We start from the raw sequence: 13,834 nt of genomic DNA, 5'->3' as shown, positions 1-13,834 counted from the left end.
GGTATGAAAGCAATAAGAACAAAAGAGGTGAATGAGAACGTCAAAGCGGCGAACAGTTGTTTGCGTAAAGCGAAACGGCAGGCTAAGGAATTGGCTGTTTTTACAGGTGAAGTAGTGCGTCTGATAGATAAGGAAGGGCATTCTCTACAAGGGTTCTTTAATCGGGTGGAGTTTGTTCTGGTGGACGGCACTATTAAATTCCGTGTAGTTATAAATCCTATTCTTGAATGTGAGAACTGTATAATGGCTTCTTGCCATGAAGACTATCTTTATGAGGTGGTCTCGGTGGAAAAGTTTACCTATAAAAATTATAGGTATCATTTGTGATGATATTGTATTTTAATGATTATAAACTGATTTATATTATAACAATGATGGGCAAAATTAATAATATTCCCGTTTTGAATGAAGATGTTATTCGTTTGGTTGTACTCAATGAGGAAATTATAGGGTATATCTATCCACGAAGGACTTCTTATGTGGTGGCATTGGAGATAAAGCCGGGACGTACTACCTCTTTGGCCACATCTGTCAATAAACAATGCATGGTTTTGTTGAGTGATAAGGTTCGTTTGGCCACGGAACAGGATTTCGATGATTTTCATATATGCTTTGATGGTTTCAGAAATAACACTATGTATTGTTATAATCAGGGAACGGAACCTATATACCTTCAATGAAATACATTCTCCCTTCTTTTGGATTAGGGAAGGGAGAGCATTTCGCTGTCCGCTACTTTTTGGCAAGCGCCCCAAAAAAAGTAGCAAAAAACGCTTGGAGTTACTGGTAATCCCATTAATTTGCGTTCACGCAGATTTTTTCCCACCCTCCCCTTCATCGGAATGGCTGTCCTCATTCCCGGCTTGCCCGTAGTCATCCGCTATGCGGCTGATTATGGGTAAACCAGAAAAGAGAAGTTCCAAACGTGGGCGGGATTGCAATGGTCATCATCCGGAGCTTCGGCATTGCCGAAACAACCTCCTTCTTCCGTATTGCAGTCCCTTCCTTTTACCGTTTGTCCCGGCAGTCCGTTGCTAACCCGTTCCCCCCTGCCACCTGTGACAGGGAGATAGGAATACGGTTTTGCAGGCAAAACCGTATGGTTTGTTTTACTTTCCGTACTGCCCTTTTCCTTGTTTTCTGCCTCCCCTAATGTGCGTTTTTCATAGCTCCATCTGGGACCCTTTGTTTTTGAACGGCAAATTTATGTCGGTGGATGGATACGAAAGAGTTCTGGTCTTCGCCCTTTGTCCTGAAAAAATAACGCCGGACGGCTTCGCTGTCCCCAACATTTTTTGTCGTCCAAAACTTTTCTCAATCCCTCCTTCCTTCTTGTTGTGTGCCGTAAAAAAAGGCTCATAAACTCAGATGGGGCATGAAAGCTCAAAAAAAAAGTCGGCAGAAAGAAAAGGCCATCCCGGAAAGGGGTTTTAAAAAAAGGTCTTTAAATCTAGCTGAAGCATAAGTTTAATTTTAATAGATAAAAGACTATGGCACATCAGAGTAAATATCCTAGTTTAGACAGACAATGACATAAGATGATGTTTTCTTTTTTTGAATATCTTCCTATGCAATATCGGCAGGCAACGGAAAGAGAATGGCAAATTCGTAAGATGATATGGAGTTTTAAGGATGGAAAATCTTATTTGAATGTAGCTTGGATGATAGCGAATAAGTTACATCAAGTTTTTGGTGATGATGTTAAGAATATTGTTTTTGCTTGTGTCCCGGCTTCTTCCGCTGATAAGAATGAACTTCGTTATAAGGGGTTTGCTTCGGCTGTGTGTAAGTTTTCAGGTGCTATCAATGCGTATGAACATATACGTGCCAGTGGAGATCGTTTGGCTATTCATGAGAAATTTGATAGCAAGTCGCTTCAAAAAGTACAAGTGATAGAATTTGACAAGGACTTTTTTCGGGGTAAGAAAATCTTGGTATTTGACGATATTTTAACGAAAGGGTTTTCGTATGCTCGTTTCGCATGTCAGTTGGAAAAAATAGGAGGTGAGGTTTTGGGAGGTTTCTTTTTAGGTAAAACAGTTGTCCGTATGTTATAAGATGAAAGAAAAAGAGAGTTATATAGAGAAGCAGAAGGGTATCTTTGGAGATACTACTTGGTTCACTTATCGTTATGAGGTGAATGGAATGGTGTATGAAACTTCGGCAGGTTCGTTGGATATATGTAGAAAGGCACGTGATAAATGGATGAAAATGATGTCCGTTGCTTTTACCGGTCATAGAACGATACGAACAAATAAATATGCTTTGTCCGTATCGTTGAATGAAGAGGTACGTTTCTGCTATGAGAATGGAATCCGTTTTTTCTATATTGGTTGTGCGGTTGGATTTGACATGATGGCTGCTCATACCATACTTGAACAAAGGAAACAATATCCCGATATGGTTTTGGTGGCGGTTGTTCCTTATGTCGGGCAAGATGTGTATTTCAACAAAGAGGACAAACAGAGGTATGCTGATATTTTGCGCCAAGCCGACAAGGTGGTAGTTCTATCCGAATATTATTATGCTCAATGCTATGCCCACCGTAATGATTACATGATTTCACACGCCTGTAGGCTGATTGCTTATTGGGATGGAAAATCTGCCGGAGGAACTTCTTATACGTTTAACAAGGCACAAAAAAAGAAATTGGTGATACACAATCTGTTTTGATTCAGATTGTATATCACTGTTCTCCAGCGGTATGATCAAACGTGGCGATGTCATACCGTCTGGTTGCTGTAAGTGTTAATATTTCCGGTGCAAAAGAGAGAGACACAATAAATATGAAAAGCAGTGATAGATGAATTTTACTTAATGTGATTGTGTGAAATCCAGAAATGGGGAAGGCAAAGGAGAGAGGCATATCCGGTCTGCTTTCGGAGTTTCGGCCACGCCGAAACAACTTCTTTCCGGCGGCTATGCCACTCTCCTTTTATTTGCCCGGCAGTCTGTTGCTTACCCATATGCCCTAGCCTTTTAGGGCTGTAGATAGGTAGTCGGATATTTCGCCACCAGATTGGCAGTCCGCTTCAATCGTTTGCTTTTCTCCGAGTGGATGCCTTTCTGTTTTTCCGGTAGTATAATCTTCTTTTTCCGGAAACAGTTGTAGTGGCTGTGTGCCTGTATGGTTATGTTCTCCCCACAGAATCCGTAAGTCTGTTCTTCCGTAGTAGGTTTTTGTTTTATCGAGGAGCCACTTCTTCCGATACGTGGAATATTGTATGCTTCATTCTTCGGCTTCATTTTTTTAAAAGGAATTGCAGAGGTTTCTTCCGGTGTGTCGATAGGCGGCAGACCATATTTTCGGAATGTGCCATGCTTTCTGTCTGACCGGTTGTTTTTTTGCATCCTTTCCAAACCTGTTGCTGATTTTCAAGTTTTGTCTTTTTCATATCATTTTTTAGTGAAGTCAAATCATTTTCCGTTGCAAATATAGATTGTTGCTAACCCCGGTTACGGGGATAAGGGGGCGATTCACAAACACCACGTTGTTATTCGGCTGAAATCTTCCTTTTTTTGCCCTGCACAAAAAGCGTATTTAACCCGAATTATTTGCTGCCATCTTCACCAATAAAAAAGTTACAAATCTTCCTTTTTCCGGCTAGCATAAAAAGCGTATTTATATCTTTTTTCATGGTGTCCCCCAAAGCCAACAATCAGTTATTGCACTGTAAAATTGATTAATTAACTTCTAAAAAATCAGAGATATGAAAAAGATTGAAAATTCATTCGCAGTAACAGGTTTTATCGGTAAGGATGCAGAAATCCGTAGTTTTGAAACAGCAAGCGTAGCACGCTTTTCTATCGCGGTCAGCCGTGCAGACAAGACAGGTGAAGAAACCTCTTATGTTTCCGCTTTCATGGGGATTGAAGCCTGGAGAAAGAATGAAGCACTGGATTCCTTCGATGTATTGAAAAAAGGTGAGCTGATAACCGTTGAAGGCTACTTTAAGCCGGAAGAATGGACGGATTCTAAAAGTGGAGAGAAGCGTAACCGCATTGTGATGGTAGCCACCAAGTTTTATCCGGCTCCGGAAAAAGAAGAAGAAAAACCGGATCAGCCTAAACAGAAGGCTGTCTCTAAAAAGAAAAAAGCAAGCAAATAATTGAAGCGGCCTTGTGCCGCTTTTTTTTGCTATATATCCGAGAGCGTTTTTGCGTTCACGCAGTATTCTTTCCCACCCTCCCCTTTATTTGAATGACTGTTCTCTTTTCTGGTTTACCCGTAGTCATCCGCTATGCGGCTGATTATGGGTAAACCAGAAAAGAGAAGTTCCAAACGTGGGCGGGATTGCAATGGTCATCATCCGGAGCTTCGGCATTGCCGAAACAACCTCCTTCTTCCGTATTGCAGTCCCTTCCTTTTACCGTTTGTCCCGGCAGTCCGTTGCTAACCCGTTCCCCCCTGTCACAGGTGGCAGGGAGATAGGAATACGATTTTGCAAGCAAAACCGTATGGTTTGTTTTACTTTCCGTACTGCCCTTTTCCTTGTTTTCTGCCTCCCCTAATGTGCATTTTTCATAGCTCCATCTGAGACCCTTTGTTTTTGAACGGCAAATTTATTTCGGTGGATGGATACGAAAGAGTTCCGGTCTTCGCCCTTTGTACCGAAAAAAATAACGCCGGACGGCTTCGCTGTCCCCAACATTTTTTGTCGTCCAAAACTTTTCTAAATCCCTCCTTCCTTATTGATGCGTGCCGTAAAAAAAAGGCTCATAAACTCAGATGGGGCATGAAAGCTCAAAAAAAAGTCGGCAGAAAGAAAAGGCCATCCCAGAAAGGGGTTTTAAAAAAAGGTCTTTAAATCTAGCTGAAGCATAAAATTAGAAGTTTAACAAACTAATTAACAGAAGTATATGCAAATCATTCAATTTGTTTTTTCGGTCATCATCGCTCTTTGTGCAGTGGCTATGTTTGTCGGAGCGGTAATAACGCTAAGTCCGATAAAGGTTGTGTCGGTTACGTTGTTGGCTCTTATTTGCCTATTCTCCTTGTTTCTCGTGAAATTGGCTTATTGTGAAATGAAATCTAAAAATGATATACTATGAAAGTGTCAGAACAATTTAAAAGTACCATCAAGGCATACCTTGATAATATGGCAGCGGTGGATAGTCTGTTTGCTCCAGTCTATCAAAAACCTACAAAGAATATAGATAATTGCATTACCTATATTTTAAACCAAGTGAAGAAAAGCGGTTGCTGTGGTTTTAGTGATGATGAAATTTTTGGTATGGCGTTGCACTATTATCAGGAAGATAATATTGAGGTGGGTAGCCCATTGAAATGTAATGTAGTCGTAAATCATCATGTTGAATTGTCAGAGGAAGAAAAGAAAGCGGCTCGTGAGGCTGCTATCAAAAAATTGCAGGAGGAAGAATTGGCAAAGTTGAAGAAGCGTCAACAAGCCAAACGTGAGAACAACACCGAAGTACAAACCCAGTTAACTCTTTTTTGATATGAAACCCAAGACAAAATTACAAATGGAAATCGTGAATGGGAGCAGGAAGTTAGCTCCCGTTTCAGAGGCCCAAAAGCGTTATGCCTATAAACATTGCTTTGTGCATTATTTCAAGCGTGATGCAAAGGGGAATTGCTTTTGTTTGGATTGTGGGCATACATGGCGGGATAAGGAAGATAAGAAAAACTGTAAATGTCCTCATTGCGGTATGAATCTGAAATTGGAGAATAGCAGGAAAAGGACGGCTATATATAAAGAATATTTTTGTGTGATTACTACATACAAGCAATATCAAGTTATCCGTTTTTTTATGGTGGACTGCCGACTGAAAAAAGGGTCTCCGGCTAATTACTTTATAATTGAGGCGGTACAGTGTTGGATGAATAAAGAGGGCAAGACAGAAACGCTGTCTTTGCTGCGGGGCATGTCTATATTTTATTACGATGCATGGATATATGGAAGTTCTTTGGAATTGCGTAAGCGGAATGTGCATCATGACCGTATTTATGATATTTGTCCGGCAGTTATCTATCCGAGAATGAAAGTGATACCCGAACTTACGAGGAATGGATTTAAGGGTGTCTTTTATGATATTTGTCCGAGTTCCTTCTTTATGACATTATTAACTGATAATCGGATGGAGATATTATATAAGGCAGGGCAAATGAATTTGTTCTTGAGATTTTTAGAGAGAAAATACGGTATGGATAAGTATTGGACGTATGTAAAAATCTGTTTAAGACATGACTATGTGATACATGATGCGGACTTGTGGCTGGACTATGTGGATATGCTGATAGAAAATAAATTGGATGCGAGAAATCCTCATTATTTGTGTCCGTTGAATGTAGAAGAAGCGCATGATTGGGTGATGGGGAAATGTAAGAAGAAATATTCTGAAAAGGATGAAAAAGACTATATTGCTGCCAAATCACGTTTCTTTAATCTTTCGTTTGCGGATGGAAATATTATGGTTCGGGTATTGGAAAGCCTTTCGGACTTTTACAAAGAGGGAAAGTTGTTGCATCATTGTGTATTCAGCAACGCCTATTATAAGAGAGAAGATTCGTTGATAATGTCGGCAACGGTGGATGGAAGGCGCATGGAAACGGTGGAGTTTTCACTTAGCAGGATGGAGGTGTGCCAGTGTCGTGGAAAGTCTAACCAATTATCAGCCTATCATGACCGGATTCTGAATTTGGTACGGGATAATATACCATTGATAAGGGAAAGGATGGTAGTGTAATGAATAGCCCACACATCTAAATGTGTGGGAGTTCTTTTTTGGAATACGCCCAAAAAAGAACCCCAAAAAACGTTGTCGCTACACATCGTTACGCTCGGATTATTTGCTTGCCGGCTTTAGTTTGCCGATACATTTTTCCATGTCGGGAGACAATAGGAAAGAAGCCGTCTTTTTCTGCTGCACCCCTGAGTGTGGCTGGACGATGGCATACCTGCATTTTAATATCTTGCCGATAACTTCCGTACTGTCACGGTGCAGGTACATGGCTTTCATGGCATCCGTTGCTTTCAGGCTTTTTTCGGCTTCCATATAGGCGGAAAAGGACGGTTTGAATAAGGCACGGGGGCTTTCCGCTTTCTGTATGACAGCGGATAATTGTGCGCTTTTGTTGTTCAGGTAGCGCAGGCTGTCCGATACGGTGACGTCTTCTGTTTCCAACACTTCCAGTAGTTCGAACTTTAAATCCGTCCAGGTGCCGTGAGAATCTGTCTGAACCCATTCCGCAATGGCCTTCTCATAGCCGGGTTTGCTGCATGAGGAAAAGGTAATGAGCAGCATACAAAAAAATAAATGCTTGATATTCATATTGATCTGATTTTATAGGTTGTCGTATTATGTGATGGAGCAAATCTATGAGGTTACTGGCCGTCCTCCGTGGAGGAACAGATGCCACACGAGATTTTCAGATCATCGTTCCAATCCTTGTTTTCCGAAAGTTCGACGTTCTTCAGTTCCCGTACCTTGTTGCGGAGTTCATCGTTACTCAGGCTCTCGACATCAGTCGTATCGCCATGAAAGTAACGATGCAGCCATAGGGTGTACTTGTGCCCTTGTTTGTCGTTGTCAAAGATGCTCCGGAGCTCCTTTACCTGGTTCTTGTCAAGAATCAGGCGTAATAGCCTCATTTGTCCTTCCGTGAATGTCCCTTCCGTAGATACATATACAAGATTGAGGTCGCTCCCGGAATGGCGTAATTGATAGTGGGAGATACAGTCTATAAATGACTCCCCGATGTAGAGGATGTCTATCGGGCGGCTTTTGTCATGGTTGCTGGTTGCCAGACAGTCGAACTTGCCACCGATAATCCCTTTGAATGTTTCATTTCGTTGAGAAATGGCTTGCACACCGTTTTCATTGTACATCTTGATGCACACGTTGCGGTAAACACTCCCTTTGTTCTTTACCTCACGAATAAATAAAGTGTCTTTGAAGAACCGGCTTTCAATGCTTTCTTTCAGGATACCTCTTTTTTGGAGATAATTGCCCTTGTAGGGTTGTAGCTGGCTCAAGTAGAATTGAAGTTCGTCCGCTCTCATGCTTGTGTTACCTACTTCATATCGGCTTTTTTCGGGTGTCGTGATGCGGTTGGTGTTGATGTAGTTCTGAAGGATCTCCCCCACCTCGCGCAAGGTCGGCATTTTTCCGGTTGTTTCAAATAGATGTTCCTGCATCAGATCCATGATACTGCGGCCACGCACGCTGTCGCTATGCACGTCCCAATAAGTATATTGGTTCTGCGAGTTCCGCTTGATGACGATGGTATGCGTTCCGTTGCTCATTTTGGGACAGGAGTTGGAAGAGCCTTCCACGATTTTCCATCCCAGCTCCAGCAGGAAATCGGGCAGAGAAATGGTTGTTTTTATCTGATTGAAATCGACTTTCATACGATTGATGGTTAGATGGTTTCTATAATATCTTCTGGAAGAAAGTACCGGATTGATTCCTGATGTTCTGGTTCTTGCTTTAGAAAAAGGACGAGATGTACTTCTTGACCGTCTTTGATAAACGGAAGATGGGCAGCTTTTTCTGATAGAGTCCGGGCTAATCGTTGAGCATCTTCTTTGTTCGTCCATTTACATTCTCCAATGAGTATATGTTTCTTGTCGAATGATTCTGCAACAACATCCAATTCTATCATTGTCCCCTCTTTGTTGCCTTCAGGAAATATTTTTCCCCACCATCTGGAGGCGATATTATAGACAATACCGTCAATCTCGTTGCCACTTATATATTGTCGGCAAAGATGCTCCCAACAGTCACCTACATGTTGGGTAAATTGTGCGTTAATGAGGTGCATGACGGTATCGATACGCCTTAATTCCAAGATAGAACGGTGTGGAGCGATGAAACGATAATAGAACTGTAACATATTGTCATTGATGCGATAGATACCTTTTTTACTCTTTTTCTCACTTTCGCCGAAAGGTATCTCACGTCTTATATAACCTAATTCTCGTAGTTTACTCAGAGGCTCGGATATCTGAGTTGCTTCTTTTCCCGCTCTTGATGCAATTTCAGTTATGCGGTTGACCCCATTTCCGATGATGGAAAGGATGGTGGAGGTTTGTATTGTATCTCGTAAATCGTCCCGAAGAAGTCGTTGCGGTTCTTCGGCCAATATGCCTTTGGTATCTAAAGCCAATTCCCGTATGGCAGTGTCCATATCTGGATAATCTGCACGTAACTCCCAGTAACGAGGAATGCCACCCCAGATGGAATATTCTTCTACTGCGGCAATTGTGTTTACATTTAAAGCTTGGCCGATGTAGGACACAGGAATTGGAGGCAGTTTGATAATTTCATCTGCCAATCCGTATAGAGGCTCTCTTTTGTCCAATACATATCCTTGCATGAGTTGTTGCGATGATCCGCAAATAATCAGGTCATATTTGAGCGTCTTTCCATTAAGCAACTTCTGGATAACAGAAGGTAATGAAGCACAACTTTTAACCATATAAGGAAATTCGTCCAGACAAACGGTTATACGTTCAGATAGCCTGTCGTTTAGTTCCAATAGTAGTGTTTCCCAATCAGGATAAACGACCTTATCAAATCGAGGTATGCTGTAGGCGATAGCTTTGGCAAACAAGGCTCGTTGGTTGGCCTCATTCGTTTGGTCACTCAGAAAATATACATCCTTGTCTTGCATGATCTCTTTAATGAGCGTGGATTTACCGATACGTCTTCTGCCGTATATGACAAGAAACTGGGGTGTTGTTCTTAAAAGAGCATTGCGCAATCTCTTCAAAGAATCCTGTCTGTCTATAAATTGGTTGAACTTCATCTGTGTTAGTTTTATATTATAAGTGAGAAAGATTATCTTTCACAAAGATAATAAAATCCGTTCAAGTGTAAAAGAGAAAATACCTGATTTTTGAATATGGTTGCTTTTTATTTTATGGTACTGTAAACCAAATCAACAGTAGTGTCTATACCGGGAACGGCCTCTAACTGTTTACTCTGGTTGAACACGCTTTCACCGTCTTTCTTTATTTGCAGGGTGATGGTTGCGTTCTCTTTTGAATAGAGGATGCCTTGCACGGTAATTTGGCTGACCGGCTTTTCCGTACTGTATTCCACTTTATCGGTGAAGGTCTCATCTACGGAAAATGCGGAGGTGCCGGTGCGTTCGTTCCTGAATTTCACGCCGTCAAGATTATATATATGTACACTGCCTTTGGGTGAGGTGCCGGTTACGGCTACGGTGATGTGATACATACCGGCTTTGTCTGTTTCCGGTTGGATTTCCTCTCTGTTGCATGAAGCCGCCAATAAGCAGGCTGCCACTAATAATGAATGGATTTTTCTCATGGTAGGATTCTTTTGTTGAATGTTATCGGATGATTTTTTGTTCTGTCTTATGTGTCCCGGCTGCCGGAACTGCTGACTTTTCTTTTAATTTGTCCTCTATCTTTTTAAGGATAGCGTTGACATCTTCAATGATTTTAATGTAGTTCTGCTGGATAATCTCTTCCAGGATTTCCAGTTCCATCTCTTCTTTGCCGTTGCCTAGTCTGACCGGCAAGGAGAAACGGGGTATCTCCTTCTCTTCAAAACGGCACATATCCATCTGCACGTTGAAGAATGGCGGCTTGCCTCCGGCAATCTTGCCGATGAAGTGCCCGGCTGCTTGCCCGGCAATGTCCCTTGCCTTTAAGACCTTTTCTTTTTGCAGGCTTTCCGTTACGCTGCCGCTTCCACTTGTCTGGTGGGAATAGGATTCCTGTGCCTCTTTTTTCTCGCCAAGCAGGTTCTCAATGTCCTTGGCCGTCTTCTCGTTTCCGGTCATGCCGTAGGCTTGTGTTCCGCAAGAGGCTTTCAGGATGTTGGCACTCTTCTCTCCATAGTCCCTGACCGCTTGGTTGAAGTCCTGGACGGCAAGGATGGTGGCGACATTGTGTTTTCGGGCGGTACCGATGAAGGTGTCGATGCCTTGTAACAGGATGGTCGGAAATTCATCTACCATGAATACGCTGGTTGCTTTGCCGGGATTGTTCATCTGCGACATCAGTACGCTGCCGATGCAGGAAATGGCGGGAGATACGGCCTCCTTGATGGTGGGCGCATTGCCTACGCATAACAGCGTTGGGTGTTCCTTGTTGGTTATATCCAAAGAGAACTCTTCTTCGGGAAGTGGTGACAACACCCAGAAGATGTATTTGTTGTTCAGGAGTACCAGCGGAGTCTGTGCGGATGATACGGCTCCGGCTGTCTGCTGTTGTGCGCCCAACTTCCAGGCAGTCAGCATCGAGGACATGTTCAATGCGATTTCAGGATCTTCCGACAGCCAATGGAATACCAGGTTGCTGTCCGAAAGGGCAAGGGCTATCACATGGGGCAACGTACAGATGCCAAGCTCCCTCTCCTTGAAACATTTGTAGGCGATTGAATAGACGTAGTTAATGGCATTGTTGGCCCAAAAGTCTGTTTTTTCTTTCCAACTGGCTTCCAGATTTTTCATCAGCGTGATGATGATGTTACGGATGAATAGCGATTCGTTGCCCTTTGACATATATTTCGGAGAGAGTACGTTTACCCTGACCGTGCGTGACATATCCACGAAATTGATATAGGCGAAACGGGGTGTCTCCACTCCTTTAGCCCGGAAGTATTCAATGCTTCCGTAGGCGATACGTGAGAGGATGGGTGACTTGTCCTTGGTGGGATCACCCTCCCAGTCGTACACGAATCCGGCATAGTTGCGCTCGGCGCACTGGTAGATGATTCCCTTGATCCAGCTTTCCGATTTACCGCTTCCCGGACCGCCGTCAATATAGACATTCTGCTGCGGCTTATGGATGACCAACGGCCCGGAGGTGGTCTCAAAGCGGAAGTAGAAAGCTGATTCTTCCCGGCTTAACCCGAAAATGCTGTCATCGGATTGGGCATGGCGCCGGATGAAATAAGGCAGAGTCTTGATGACAAGCAGCGTGTACGCCACAAACACAGTAGGAAACACAAATAGGTTATACCACGCTGATAACCGGCTGAATCCGATAACCAGCATGGATGCCGAAACCAATGTCATACTGGTGTAAACCCATTTCTTGTTTTCGTCTTTCACCTTGCCTACCGGGAAGAGAAAAGCAAGACCGCCGATCAGGATGACGTAGAGAAACCGGAATAGGGCATCCTTTTCCATCAGCCTTTCCCACATGGCCGGATTACGTAGTGGAGCGTATAATCCCGTAACGATAGCCCACTGAAACAGTACGGCTGTCCCGATGAGCGTGGATAGCAGGATCAGGATGAATGACAGGTCTTTCTTTTCTCTTTCCATGGCCGTTGCAATTATTGGGGTTGTCCGGTTGCCGTTCCGTCACCGTTCTCTTTTTTCTCAGCCTTTCCCAGTAGCTCAATGCGTGAGACGGTCAGGCTGACGGATGGGATGTGGCTACCGTCATCCTTCTGGAATACATCGGCATACACATCGCCGCAGACATATACCTGTGTCCCTTTTTTCAGATACTCAAAGACCTTACTCTCGTAATTTACGAAGCAGCATACCCATAGGGTCTGTTCCTCGTTGTTCACGTTCTTGTACTTGGTGGATACATGGAAGTTGAATCCTTTTCCGTTCTTGTTCTGCCGGGCATCCGCACCGACATAACCGATAATTTGTCCTGTAAACATAATGATGGTTTTTAAAAGTTTATAATCCGAGCTGTGGCTCATTCGTATTTTTCATGGCCGGTTCCGCTTCCATGACAGGCAGCGAAATGCCGAAAGTGCCGTATAGTGTTTCAAGGTTGCTTGCCGTGGGATGGTTGGCGGCGAGGTTTTCCAATTGTCGGGATGAAGGAATAAAACCTTCATTCTTCATCTGCTCCAATACCGGACGGTTGTCTTGCAGGACGGCCAGCGTAAACCGTTCCTCCGGTGTGAGGTACTGTTCCATCCGTGAGGCGTGTTCCTGAATCATATTACTGGCTTTGCCTACATCGGCAAGGATGTTATAGATGAATTTGGGATCTTCTTTCAAGGCTCCCAGCCAGTTCTTTAGATACATGGCATTCTCTTCCCGGATATAGGTGGATATGCCCAGGCTTTGCCCGACGGTAGCGGAGGTGAGTTCGGCAACCAGTTCCTCTTTGGCATATTGCTTGTCTCCGAAAATCACGCCTTTTTCCCGGTTCAGATGCTCAGGCTCCCCAGTCGAGTGCGCCATCTCATGAAGTAGTGTGGAGTAGAAATTCTCTCCGTCCTTAAACTGCCCCTTCAGGGGTACGACGATATGGTTATCTTCTCCCCTTGCATGGTAAGCACTATTTCCTTCCTTGGAATAAATGGGGCAGATCCATTGCTGTTCCCGTACCATCGCATCAATCAGAGGCACGGTGAGCATCCCTTGCTCGTCCTTGATGGCCGGTATCTTGAATTGCTCCTTCAATGCTTCCCATTTCTCCGGTTTCGTTTCCTGAAGATTGGTCTGCTGTACGTTGAACACATTGTATGTCTTCAGAAACGGCGTGACCTTATATTCCTGCTGCTCGTTTTTATCCAGGTTCTTATATACGTCGAAAGGTATTTTCTTTCCGTTCTTGTCTCTTACTGAGAAATTCCAGTAAATGACCGGGAATGACTTTTCTCCTTTCAGTATGTTAAGGCCGCTGTCTTTGGCTTGCATGAAGGTCATATAGACCGGCAGGCTGTACTGCTCTTTTTCCGAAAGTAGAAACAACATGAAGGAATTTACTCCGTTGTAGGTTCTTCCCTCGATATTTTGCGGAAGTCCCCCACCCTTTATCCCGAACCAAGGCTTCTGCCAGTTGTCTTCCACCTGCTTTATCTTTTCGATCATCAGTTCGGCGAAACGCTGTAATGCTTTGTCACTTGCTGTATCCAT

18 protein-coding genes are annotated in these 13,834 nt (G+C 43.4%); 7 read left to right on the top strand and 11 right to left on the bottom strand.

What is annotated here, in order from left to right:
- The first annotated feature begins 3 nt into the window (after nt 1–3).
- Both ACZM60_RS04260 and ACZM60_RS04255 read left to right on the top strand, forming a co-directional pair.
- On the top strand, nt 4–327 hold the full coding sequence (locus ACZM60_RS04260; RefSeq protein WP_008771445.1) for a hypothetical protein: 324 nt from the start codon (nt 4–6) through the stop codon (nt 325–327).
- Nucleotides 328–371: 44 nt separating this feature from the next.
- Nucleotides 372–680 (top strand): hypothetical protein, encoded by a 309-nt coding sequence (locus ACZM60_RS04255; protein ID WP_224263218.1) that lies wholly within the window; start codon nt 372–374, stop codon nt 678–680.
- Nucleotides 681–892: 212 nt separating this feature from the next.
- Here the strand turns inward: ACZM60_RS04255 and ACZM60_RS04250 are convergent, their stop codons facing one another.
- Nucleotides 893–1,093, bottom strand: coding sequence for a hypothetical protein (locus ACZM60_RS04250; RefSeq protein ID WP_008771444.1), 201 nt, complete (start codon nt 1,091–1,093; stop codon nt 893–895).
- A 445-nt stretch (nt 1,094–1,538) separates the two neighbouring features.
- On the opposite strand from ACZM60_RS04250, the gene ACZM60_RS04245 reads away from it, so the two are divergent.
- Entirely contained in the window at nt 1,539–2,057 is a 519-nt protein-coding gene (locus ACZM60_RS04245) for a phosphoribosyltransferase (RefSeq protein WP_008771442.1), read from the top strand.
- A 1-nt stretch (nt 2,058) separates the two neighbouring features.
- Nucleotides 2,059–2,673 carry an SLOG family protein gene (locus ACZM60_RS04240; protein ID WP_008771441.1) on the top strand — a complete coding sequence of 205 codons (615 nt, stop codon included), beginning with the start codon at nt 2,059–2,061 and terminating at the stop codon, nt 2,671–2,673.
- Nucleotides 2,674–2,810: 137 nt separating this feature from the next.
- Here ACZM60_RS04240 and ACZM60_RS04235 read toward each other — a convergent pair whose 3' ends face one another.
- Complete coding sequence (locus ACZM60_RS04235; RefSeq protein ID WP_008777452.1) at nt 2,811–2,966, bottom strand: hypothetical protein; 156 nt, start codon at nt 2,964–2,966, stop codon at nt 2,811–2,813.
- Between the two features lie 13 nt (nt 2,967–2,979).
- Nucleotides 2,980–3,246: a hypothetical protein gene (locus tag ACZM60_RS04230; RefSeq protein ID WP_229035966.1), complete on the bottom strand. Its 267-nt coding sequence runs from the start codon at nt 3,244–3,246 to the stop codon at nt 2,980–2,982.
- A gap of 464 nt (nt 3,247–3,710) precedes the next feature.
- Between ACZM60_RS04230 and ACZM60_RS04225 the strand changes: the two genes are divergently transcribed.
- Nucleotides 3,711–4,109, top strand: a complete 399-nt coding sequence (locus ACZM60_RS04225; RefSeq protein WP_005868746.1) for a single-stranded DNA-binding protein — start codon at nt 3,711–3,713, stop codon at nt 4,107–4,109.
- A gap of 142 nt (nt 4,110–4,251) precedes the next feature.
- Here ACZM60_RS04225 and ACZM60_RS04220 read toward each other — a convergent pair whose 3' ends face one another.
- Nucleotides 4,252–4,452: a hypothetical protein gene (locus ACZM60_RS04220; protein ID WP_008771449.1), complete on the bottom strand. Its 201-nt coding sequence runs from the start codon at nt 4,450–4,452 to the stop codon at nt 4,252–4,254.
- Between the two features lie 596 nt (nt 4,453–5,048).
- Here ACZM60_RS04220 and ACZM60_RS04215 point away from each other — a divergent pair.
- Together ACZM60_RS04215 and ACZM60_RS04210 are read left to right on the top strand one after the other, a co-directional pair.
- Nucleotides 5,049–5,459: a PcfK-like family protein gene (locus ACZM60_RS04215; RefSeq protein WP_005868911.1), complete on the top strand. Its 411-nt coding sequence runs from the start codon at nt 5,049–5,051 to the stop codon at nt 5,457–5,459.
- A gap of 271 nt (nt 5,460–5,730) precedes the next feature.
- Entirely contained in the window at nt 5,731–6,708 is a 978-nt protein-coding gene (locus ACZM60_RS04210) for a PcfJ domain-containing protein (RefSeq protein WP_259340452.1), read from the top strand.
- Between the two features lie 99 nt (nt 6,709–6,807).
- Here ACZM60_RS04210 and ACZM60_RS04205 read toward each other — a convergent pair whose 3' ends face one another.
- The 7 genes from ACZM60_RS04205 to ACZM60_RS04175 all read right to left on the bottom strand — a co-directional run bounded on the left by ACZM60_RS04205 (nt 6,808) and on the right by ACZM60_RS04175 (nt 13,834).
- On the bottom strand, nt 6,808–7,293 hold the full coding sequence (locus ACZM60_RS04205) for a hypothetical protein (protein ID WP_008771434.1): 486 nt from the start codon (nt 7,291–7,293) through the stop codon (nt 6,808–6,810).
- 53 nt (nt 7,294–7,346) lie between these two features.
- Nucleotides 7,347–8,372, bottom strand: a complete 1,026-nt coding sequence (locus ACZM60_RS04200; RefSeq protein WP_008771433.1) for a toprim domain-containing protein — start codon at nt 8,370–8,372, stop codon at nt 7,347–7,349.
- Between the two features lie 11 nt (nt 8,373–8,383).
- The gene (locus ACZM60_RS04195; RefSeq protein ID WP_008771432.1) at nt 8,384–9,772 is read right to left on the bottom strand and encodes an ATP-binding protein; all 1,389 of its coding nucleotides are present in this window, start codon (nt 9,770–9,772) and stop codon (nt 8,384–8,386) included.
- 107 nt (nt 9,773–9,879) lie between these two features.
- Nucleotides 9,880–10,299 carry a hypothetical protein gene (locus tag ACZM60_RS04190; protein WP_008771431.1) on the bottom strand — a complete coding sequence of 140 codons (420 nt, stop codon included), beginning with the start codon at nt 10,297–10,299 and terminating at the stop codon, nt 9,880–9,882.
- 22 nt (nt 10,300–10,321) lie between these two features.
- Nucleotides 10,322–12,268, bottom strand: a complete 1,947-nt coding sequence (locus ACZM60_RS04185) for a type IV secretory system conjugative DNA transfer family protein (protein WP_008771430.1) — start codon at nt 12,266–12,268, stop codon at nt 10,322–10,324.
- Nucleotides 12,269–12,279: 11 nt separating this feature from the next.
- On the bottom strand, nt 12,280–12,663 hold the full coding sequence (locus tag ACZM60_RS04180) for a single-stranded DNA-binding protein (protein WP_008771429.1): 384 nt from the start codon (nt 12,661–12,663) through the stop codon (nt 12,280–12,282).
- On the bottom strand, nt 12,641–13,834 hold the full coding sequence (locus tag ACZM60_RS04175) for an ArdC family protein (RefSeq protein WP_008771428.1): 1,194 nt from the start codon (nt 13,832–13,834) through the stop codon (nt 12,641–12,643). The genes ACZM60_RS04180 and ACZM60_RS04175 overlap by 23 nt, the downstream gene beginning before the upstream one ends.

This window comes from Phocaeicola sp., from assembly GCF_057861905.1.
This window is presented reverse-complemented; position numbering and strand designations above follow the sequence as displayed.

Bases quoted from the DNA above. Each gene is read 5' to 3' on its own strand.
- ACZM60_RS04180 (WP_008771429.1), bottom strand. From the start codon at position 12,663: ATGAGCCACAGCTCGGATTATAAACTTTTAAAAACCATCATTATGTTT.
- ACZM60_RS04205 (WP_008771434.1), bottom strand. From the start codon at position 7,293: ATGAATATCAAGCATTTATTTTTTTGTATGCTGCTCATTACCTTTTCC.
- ACZM60_RS04235 (WP_008777452.1), bottom strand. From the start codon at position 2,966: ATGGGTAAGCAACAGACTGCCGGGCAAATAAAAGGAGAGTGGCATAGC.
- ACZM60_RS04190 (WP_008771431.1), bottom strand. From the start codon at position 10,299: ATGAGAAAAATCCATTCATTATTAGTGGCAGCCTGCTTATTGGCGGCT.
- ACZM60_RS04255 (WP_224263218.1), top strand. From the start codon at position 372: ATGATGGGCAAAATTAATAATATTCCCGTTTTGAATGAAGATGTTATT.
- ACZM60_RS04215 (WP_005868911.1), top strand. From the start codon at position 5,049: ATGAAAGTGTCAGAACAATTTAAAAGTACCATCAAGGCATACCTTGAT.
- ACZM60_RS04230 (WP_229035966.1), bottom strand. From the start codon at position 3,246: ATGAAGCCGAAGAATGAAGCATACAATATTCCACGTATCGGAAGAAGT.
- ACZM60_RS04175 (WP_008771428.1), bottom strand. From the start codon at position 13,834: ATGGATACAGCAAGTGACAAAGCATTACAGCGTTTCGCCGAACTGATG.
- ACZM60_RS04260 (WP_008771445.1), top strand. From the start codon at position 4: ATGAAAGCAATAAGAACAAAAGAGGTGAATGAGAACGTCAAAGCGGCG.
- ACZM60_RS04185 (WP_008771430.1), bottom strand. From the start codon at position 12,268: ATGGAAAGAGAAAAGAAAGACCTGTCATTCATCCTGATCCTGCTATCC.
- ACZM60_RS04200 (WP_008771433.1), bottom strand. From the start codon at position 8,372: ATGAAAGTCGATTTCAATCAGATAAAAACAACCATTTCTCTGCCCGAT.
- ACZM60_RS04195 (WP_008771432.1), bottom strand. From the start codon at position 9,772: ATGAAGTTCAACCAATTTATAGACAGACAGGATTCTTTGAAGAGATTG.
- ACZM60_RS04245 (WP_008771442.1), top strand. From the start codon at position 1,539: ATGATGTTTTCTTTTTTTGAATATCTTCCTATGCAATATCGGCAGGCA.
- ACZM60_RS04225 (WP_005868746.1), top strand. From the start codon at position 3,711: ATGAAAAAGATTGAAAATTCATTCGCAGTAACAGGTTTTATCGGTAAG.
- ACZM60_RS04240 (WP_008771441.1), top strand. From the start codon at position 2,059: ATGAAAGAAAAAGAGAGTTATATAGAGAAGCAGAAGGGTATCTTTGGA.